Annotated in this window: 3 protein-coding genes and 1 pseudogene; all 4 read left to right on the top strand. The window is 35.6% G+C overall.

What is annotated here, in order from left to right:
• Positions 1-413 (top strand): annotated as a pseudogene (locus tag BU038_RS12445) (hypothetical protein); the annotation flags it as partial.
• 196 nt (positions 414-609) lie between these two features.
• On the top strand, positions 610-1,764 hold the full coding sequence (nagA, locus tag BU038_RS11860; RefSeq protein ID WP_107606192.1) for an N-acetylglucosamine-6-phosphate deacetylase: 1,155 nt from the start codon (positions 610-612) through the stop codon (positions 1,762-1,764).
• 324 nt (positions 1,765-2,088) lie between these two features.
• Positions 2,089-3,897 (top strand): metallophosphoesterase, encoded by a 1,809-nt coding sequence (locus BU038_RS11855; protein ID WP_428843604.1) that lies wholly within the window; start codon positions 2,089-2,091, stop codon positions 3,895-3,897.
• Between the two features lie 92 nt (positions 3,898-3,989).
• Entirely contained in the window at positions 3,990-4,682 is a 693-nt protein-coding gene (locus BU038_RS11850) for a hypothetical protein (RefSeq protein ID WP_107606191.1), read from the top strand.
• Positions 4,683-4,755: the final 73 nt, after the last annotated feature.

Genomic DNA, 4,755 nt, shown 5'->3' with positions numbered 1-4,755 from the left:
GAACAACCCAACATTTAAGTAACATACAAGAAAATATTAAAATAGAATCCGAAAATGTAAAAGAAAGATTTAATGGAGTAAATCAACGCTTCGAACAGGTAAATCAACGCTTTGACCAAGTAGATAAACGTATTGATCAAGTAGATAAACGTTTTGAACAGGTAGATAAGCGTTTTGAACAAGTGAACGACAGATTTGAAAAAGTAGACAAACAATTAAAAGAGATGAATAATGAAACGAATCAAAATTTTAGTGAAGTTAAACAAGCGATAAATAAATTAGATGAGAAATTTGAATCTAGATTAGAAAACAAGTTTTGCACATGGAAAAAAGAAATGATAACTACCATTACAATATCTTGTACTATAATTGGAGTCATTGTATCGTTGTTCAATTTTTATATCGTTCATTAATTAGCACTTTAAAAATTAAAGATTTAGAAAGCAGTCAACATCATGAGTGTAAGACAAAAACATTGAGTGATACGGCAGAAGTCTGACAGGCTTCTGCCTTTTTTAATGTTTAGTTATGAAATTAATTTTCAAGTTTGGGACGCTGTTATGTGTTAAAATACCAATGGTATATATTATGAATAAAGAAGGTTAGAAAATGACTGAATATGTAGTGACAAATGGTAAAGTTTATACAGAAACTGGGGTCTTAGATAAAGGTTATGTGAAAATTTCTGATGGTAAAATTTCAGAAATTGGTCAAGGTGATTATCGAGGAGATCTAGAAGTAGTAGATGCACAAGGACAATATGTTTTACCGGGGTTTATTGATATTCATATTCATGGTGGGTACGGACAAGATGCGATGGATGCTTCATTTGACGGATTGAAGCATTTAGCTGAATCGTTACTTTCTGAAGGTACTACATCTTTCCTTGCGACAACAATGACACAATCAGTGGAAAATATTGATCGTGCTTTAGAAAATATCGTGGAATATAAAGCAGTTCAAGATAAAGAAAATGCGGCTGAAATTGCAGGGGTACACTTAGAAGGGCCGTTTATTTCAGAACATAAAGTAGGTGCTCAAAACCCTAAATATGTTCAACGCCCTTCAGTAGACGCGATTGAACATTTCCAAGAGAAAGCTGACGGTAAAATTAAAGTAATTACTTTCGCACCAGAAGTAGAAGGGGCAAAAGAAGTTTTAGAAAAATTATCAGATAAAATTATCTTTTCTATGGGACATACTGTTGCGACATTTGATGAAGTAAATGAAGCAGTAGAACATGGCGCAAAACATGTCACACATCTTTATAATGCGGGAACACCATTTGAACATCGTGCACCTGGACAATTTGGTGCAGCATGGACCAATGACGGTATTCATACAGAATTAATCGCAGACGGTATTCATTCACATCCAGCATCAGTTAAAATTGCTTATACAATGAAAGGCAACAAACGATTCTACTTAATCACAGATGCAATGCGCGCAAAAGGTATGTCAGATGGCGAGTATGATTTAGGCGGACAAAACGTTATTGTCAAAGGCTCAGAAGCACGATTAGAATCAGGTGCTTTAGCAGGCAGTATCTTAAAAATGAATGACGGCTTACGCAATATGCTTACATTCACTGGTGCACCACTTGAAGAAATGTGGCGTGTAACAAGTTTAAACCAAGCCATTGCGTTAGGTATAGATGACCATAAAGGCAGCATTAAAGAAGGCAAAGATGCAGATTTAGTCTTGTTAGATCAAGACATGCATGTAAAAACAACAATTAAAAATGGCCAAGTTCACAACTATTAATTCATAGTTAGAGGCACTCGTAGTTAAAACGGGTGCTTTTTATTTTTGTTTTTCTAGTGTCTGCAACTAGATATGAATCAGTGTATAATGATATGTTTCATTATAAAAATCACATACAGTATACCCATGTATAGTTGTTTTAGTTATTGTTTATACTTTTGTTTAAATAGAATTTACAAACCAAACACCAACTTAATAATAGCTTAAAGATTGCTTGCTACAATTTGTGTTGAGAGGAAGTAAGGGACTATTGAAGACAGATGTCACGGTGTCTTTTAATTTTGGGACTTCCTTTAAATTTCAACCTATTTTGGAGGTAGCGCATTGAAGAATATCAAGATGACTAAGATTGTAGCAGGAAGTATGGCAAGTTTAATGCTTTTATTATCAACAGGGGTATCACAAGCAGATGCCAGCGGCCAACCAGCGCCACAAGCAGCACCGCAAGCGCAACAAGCACATCAACAACAACAAGGTATTAAATTATTAAATAAGAAACCAAAAGTAGCACCTGTTAAAAAGAAAAACAGTCCGAATCGTATTATGACGAACTTTAATGGTGATACTAAAACAGAGATGGGCTTCAACTGGTTCACAACAGATAAAGCTGAAGCACCACAAGTTTGGGTCTCAACTTCAAAGAATATGAAAGATGCGAAAACATTCACAGCTAAAGCAGAACAAGTGGACTCTCAATACATAGAAAGAGATCATTCAGGCCACTTCATTTTCGCTGATGTGGAGAAAGATGATAATGGCGAGCCAGTCAAAGATGAAAACGGCAAACCAAAAATTAAAGGTTACTACACAGATAAAGGTGCAGGCGGTCCAGAATGGACAAGCGGTGACCAACACGGCAAAGCATCTTTAATGAATGTGAAAGAATATAACTACAAAGCACAAGCTACAGGTTTAAAACCAAATACAACTTATTACTATAAAGTGGGTAGTAAAAAAGGCAAACAAAGCCAAGTCGGTACATTCAGAACATCTGGTAACGCAGGTGATCCATTCAAATTCGTACAATATACAGATACACAAAATGCTTATTGGAACGAACACGTACGTAACGAAGCAAAATTCGGTGCGAACACTATCGCTGAAGCAATTAAAACAGCAGGCGATCCAAACTTCGCATTGCATACAGGTGACTTTGTAGAGAACTCACAAGTTGAAGATGAGTGGAACGACATTTATGACCAATCTCGTCCATCATTCATGTCTTTACCAGTTGCGGCCGCTGCAGGTAACCATGATGAATATGCATTCGATGAAAAGAACAAAAAGTTATTAGATCGTTTCAACCGTCACGTAAACGTACCTAAAGCGAATAACGCAGTTAATGGTGGTTCATACTACTCATTCGATTACAATGGTGCACACATGGTTGTCGCAAATACAAATGACAACAAAAAAGGTGAAGACAATCCAGAAGGTAAAGCCATTGGTAAAAAACAAATGGAATGGATTAAACAAGATATCAAAAAAGCCCGTGAAAACGGCTCGAAATGGGTTATCTTAAACTTGCATAAACCAATGTATTCTAAGTCTTACCATGCTTTAGAAGATGAAGATATTAAGAAATTACGTGAAGAATTAACAAAAGAAATTGATGATTTAGATGTAGATTTAGTTTTACAAGGACATGACCACGTACTAGCTAGAACTAAAATGTTACAACATACGTCAACAAAAAACAGCTTCGTAAACGCTAAAATTGAAGATGCGAAACAAGTTAAAGGTGAAGACGGCGTAACATACTATGACAATCCAAAAGGTTCTGTTTATGTGTTACCAAACACTGGTGGTACAAAAGCTTATGATGATATCTACAGCAAACCATTAGAACATATCAAGAAAATCCGTCCGAAATTGAGCTGGTTAACTGAAGCACAACGTCAAGAATACAACAACTTATTCGCAGTAGGTGAACAACCTCAAAAAACAGACGCATTTAACGATAGCCACGAAGATAACCGTGACTCTTCAGCTCAAAACTTCTCAGTTTATGAAGTAAAAGGTGACAAATTGATTGTGAAAATCTATCAATTAAACGGTGACATCAGTAAAGGCGAACAAAGAACAGTTAAGTTAATCGACCAATTCGGTATTTCAAAAACTGACAAAAAATAATAACTGTTTATAGCTTTAATTAAGTCATTTGACTTAGGTAGGGACTCGTAAATCATACGAGTCCTATACCTTTATACATAGGAGGCAACAAAATGAAGAAATTTTTAACATACACTACAGCAGTCGCAAGTTTGAGCTTATTGTTAACAGGATGCAGCGGTCAACAAGAGAAAAAGACAAGTGATGCTAATGCACAAACACAACAAGATCAACCAGCCTCAAGTTCTAAAGATATTAAAATAAACAAAGAAAAATTATCCAGTCAAGATCAAGCAAAGTTAAAACAAGAAGTGATGAAGTGGGCAGATAAACGTGCCAAACAACAAGGTTTAGCAGCTTCTAATCGTTATTTTGGAGCGGGCGAAATCTCAACAGGGGATTGGTATGCGATGACACCTAAAGGTGAGCTGCAAGTCAGTAATCAAAATGAACCAGGCCCTAAAGCATTCGAACGTCATAATCTAGTAGGTGTAGTATTCTATCACTCTAACCAGGGTGTAACAGGATTTGATGAAAAAGCGAAAGATTTATCTAATATAGAAGGTTATCGTAATGTGGCTGACTTAAATCAACCCATCACAAAATACTTATTCGCAGATGACGGGAAAGTTTATGAATATCAATTTAAACCGAGTCAACAAGTGACATTGTCTTCAGGTTTTGCGCCAAAAGATCATAACGACAAAGATCCTAACTTAAGACCAGATGAGTTATTTAAAGCGACTGAAGATGAAACTGCGACAGAATTAATGAATCAATTGATTAAGCAATACGGTAAACAATGATGTACAAATATGTGCATAAGCTTTAATAATTTTGTTTAATTTGTACATATTTAAAATAAGAAAGTCATAGTAA

Origin of the sequence: Staphylococcus simulans, assembly GCF_003043455.1 — a bacterium.
Taxonomy (GTDB): Bacteria; Bacillota; Bacilli; order Staphylococcales; family Staphylococcaceae; genus Staphylococcus; species Staphylococcus simulans_A.
Note: the sequence above shows the minus strand (reverse complement) of the source record. Positions and strands in the feature narration are given on the sequence as shown.

Excerpts from the sequence above, each read along its gene's own strand:
- nagA (WP_107606192.1), top strand. The coding sequence starts at position 610 with ATGACTGAATATGTAGTGACAAATGGTAAAGTTTATACAGAAACTGGG.
- BU038_RS11850 (WP_107606191.1), top strand. The coding sequence starts at position 3,990 with ATGAAGAAATTTTTAACATACACTACAGCAGTCGCAAGTTTGAGCTTA.